The sequence below is a fragment of the Endozoicomonas sp. SESOKO3 genome (assembly GCF_024606255.1).
In genome coordinates this window covers 1-3,180 of sequence record NZ_JAHHPR010000264.1, presented here as the reverse complement: position 1 = coordinate 3,180, position 3,180 = coordinate 1, and the positions used below count along the sequence as shown (strand labels likewise).

Genomic DNA, 3,180 nt, shown 5'->3' with positions numbered 1-3,180 from the left:
TTCGTGAACGCCGCGATCACTCCATGGAGATGTTTGAGCATGGCTGGGAGAAATATTTCAGGGAAATTATGCCCAAATGGTCTTTTTCCCATGCAGAAAGTATTCCTTACTTCTACACTTTTGGTGCCTTCCACGAGTAGCAGCTGGGCGATAGTAGAAAACGCCTGTTAATGACAAGAGGAATCTCCATCAATCAAGCTTTTTGACTGCCATCTCTGGCGACCAAATTAAAGCTGATGAGAAGTGGGACAAGTAGGAAAGCTATGGTGAATTAATCACGCAACAAACAACTAACATGATTACCAGACAGTTGACTAATGAAACACCAGTGCTGGCGTCAAGTGTAACCTTTCCTTCTGAGCCCACAGAGACTGCTCCGGTAGAAAAGCCTTGAAGCTACTCAGATAAGCAATTGACAGCCGTAAGCGATTAATAAGTCGCTTCCTCCCCCGGTGTGGCAATCGCTTTTCACAGTAATAAAAATACCCAGCCTCGAGGTAATACCATGACACATGCCCGCCCCAATGCATTAAGCCTTGCAGTAGCAGTTGCCATCAGCTCCTCCATCATGGCTACAGACGCACTGGCCGATCGCAAGCTGCAGACAAAATCTGTCGATATTTCGGGCAATGAACAGGTAGAGTTTACCCAGAGCGAGGTCATCGTTAAGCCAACTCTGGATGATGACTCGCAGCCAATACCTAAATCCTTTACCACTACCTATCCTGACCAGACCGAAGTCAGAGCAGGCTATGACATTCCTTCTGAAGGCTTCACAGACGTCCTTTCTGGCATCGAGGGTGGCGTTTCCAGTGTTGATCAGTTTGAAACAGACGAGAATGACGTTGCTCTGAAGTACACCAAAGTCCTGAAGGTAGGTAATGAAGGGGTCTTCAGGTTTACCCATAACCTTGCAGAAGAGAAACTGCTTATCGAAGTCAGAGACAGTATGACCCATCAGGATTCAATTGAGACTGTTTGCGCTCAATCAGGAGACACCTGGACATTAGAACCGTTTACTGGAATGGCCAGCCCCGTTAATCTGGTGGGAGTGCTGAAAGGTGCGAATAAAATAGCAGGAAAGCTTGGCGGAGCCGATAGCTATGTTGCCCTTGCCACCCTTGAGGTAGACAAGGTTGAAGTGAACGGGCGCACTTTCATGCGTTTTATCGCAGCAGGTGATCAGCCTCCTGAGTTAAAGCGACTGGGTCAATCGCTTTTTGTCAATGATGATGCGCTTTTCGCAGCGGCCACCTCTGCCTATACCCGGGTTCATGTTCTCGGGAAAGATCTACAACGGGGAGCTCTGGAGGATTTTTTGTCATACCATCAACCCGTCGGCTATGTTGTACACGTCGAGGATGAGACCCAGGCTTATGCTGTACCTGCTGGTTATCCAAAACTGGAAGTGACTGAGACTCCGGGAGATATTATTGTTTTCCGTGGTCAGAAACAGAACCCCACCGATATCGCTCTCGTTGAAGGGCTCCGTGACGTCTGGGAGGGGCATATCGGTTATGATCATAAGTACACGGCAAAGGTTAAAAAAGACAAAGTCAAAAGCTACCGGTACATCATTCGAAGCAGGCAGATGACGATACTGGAGGGTTTATCTGCAAAGCACGATGCCGGACTCGACATCGGTGAAGAATACGATGATAAGGTAGTAGAGCTTGCATTCTTTGAAAATCTTCAGCAGGCATTGGCCAGTGCTACTTCAGATGGAGCAGATGAAGTCGAATTCACAATGACACACGTCAGTTTCACTTCGCAGTACATCACGCCAACCTGGCTGCATATTCAACTGTTAAGACACTTCGGCTTCAAACCTGTTCTTAGAAATTTCCTGACTAACCGGCACCTTGTTCAGACTATTCACGAAGTTGCGCCCTTTCGCACCAATCCGTATGGCGGTGATTTTAATGATCCTTTTGATGATTCTTCCGGCCAGAACGAGGGCTTTGTGGCCAAAGTGATCGGCGACTTTGTCGGGCAGCTACTGGAGATAGAAAACCAGTTAGAGAACCTCAGGACAACAGAGGCATTGCTCGCAAAGCAAAATGAATTGACAGAGCACACACTGGCATCAGCCTCTCAAAGTATCAGGCAAAGCTTGAGAATGTCGGAACTTGCTCAAAAACTTATATCAATCACTGACCGGGAACAAGGTCAGCGTCAACAACCTGAGACAATTGCAGGTTCGGAAGAAGAAATTGATCGAAGACCAGCCCACCCCGAAACCATGCCTGAAGTACTTGAGAAACTGACTGCAGTGGAAAAAGCCCTAAAGATGGATGGACTCAATAGCAAGGACGATGTGTATCATCGTCGTAACGCCATTTCTGAGAACATTCACTCATACGCAACAAAAGCCATAGAAGAGGCAGAACAGGAGGCTCTGGATACACTGGAAAGAGTAGAAGAAATATTAGAAATCGAAGTTAACAAAGAGGATAACAAAGTAACAAGACTTAACAGAGTTCGCCATATATTTGACTGTGAAATCCCGGAATACATGCTTCGTGAGATGGAAGCTTTCATCTGGAAAATAGACATGGAGTGGAGCAACGACGAGAAAGCAAGAGCCTGGAACCTTCGAGATTTTCTTGACCTTTATGTCGACGACCCGCTACCGGATGCGCGTGTTTTAAGACAACAGGAAAGGATGCTTGAAGCTGTAGAAAACGAGCTGAACATCGACAAGAGTGAAAACCCTGCTGCTAAAGAAAGAGGCAAGGATACAGTTGCAGAACTGGCTTTAGTTCTGAAAGTAGAATTTGACAAAGGTACCAGCCTGAAGCACCAGAAGAATGCCCTAAAAAGCAAAATTCAGGCATTAGACAAAGAAGCAAACGACATCCATGGCAGTAAAGATTTCAGAAGAGAGAGAAACAATAAAATTGCTCGTCAACTCAACATTAACTGCGAGCGTTGTTTCAATGAGGAGGATAAGATCGGGCTCATTGAAGCAAAACTCCGGTGGCTGGATAGAGGCGTTGATATGGCGGGTCGGCCATACGTTGATGAGCGTATTGCCGCCATTGAGAATGAGCTTGACCGACAAATCGCCCGGGGATCTGAACCCCGATACATTCCTGAACCAGAGGTAGCCACTGACAAACCAGCCCTGGAGGCTACCGGGGAAGAGGTAGCCACTGACAAACCATCCCTGGAGGCTAC

At 47.0% G+C, this 3,180-nt stretch carries 1 protein-coding gene; it reads left to right on the top strand.

Annotated elements, in window-relative coordinates; genetic code table 11:
• Positions 1-505: 505 nt before the first annotated feature.
• Positions 506-3,180: hypothetical protein (locus KDK18_RS04730; RefSeq protein WP_257253567.1), on the top strand; the 2,675-nt coding region annotated here is incomplete at its 3' end.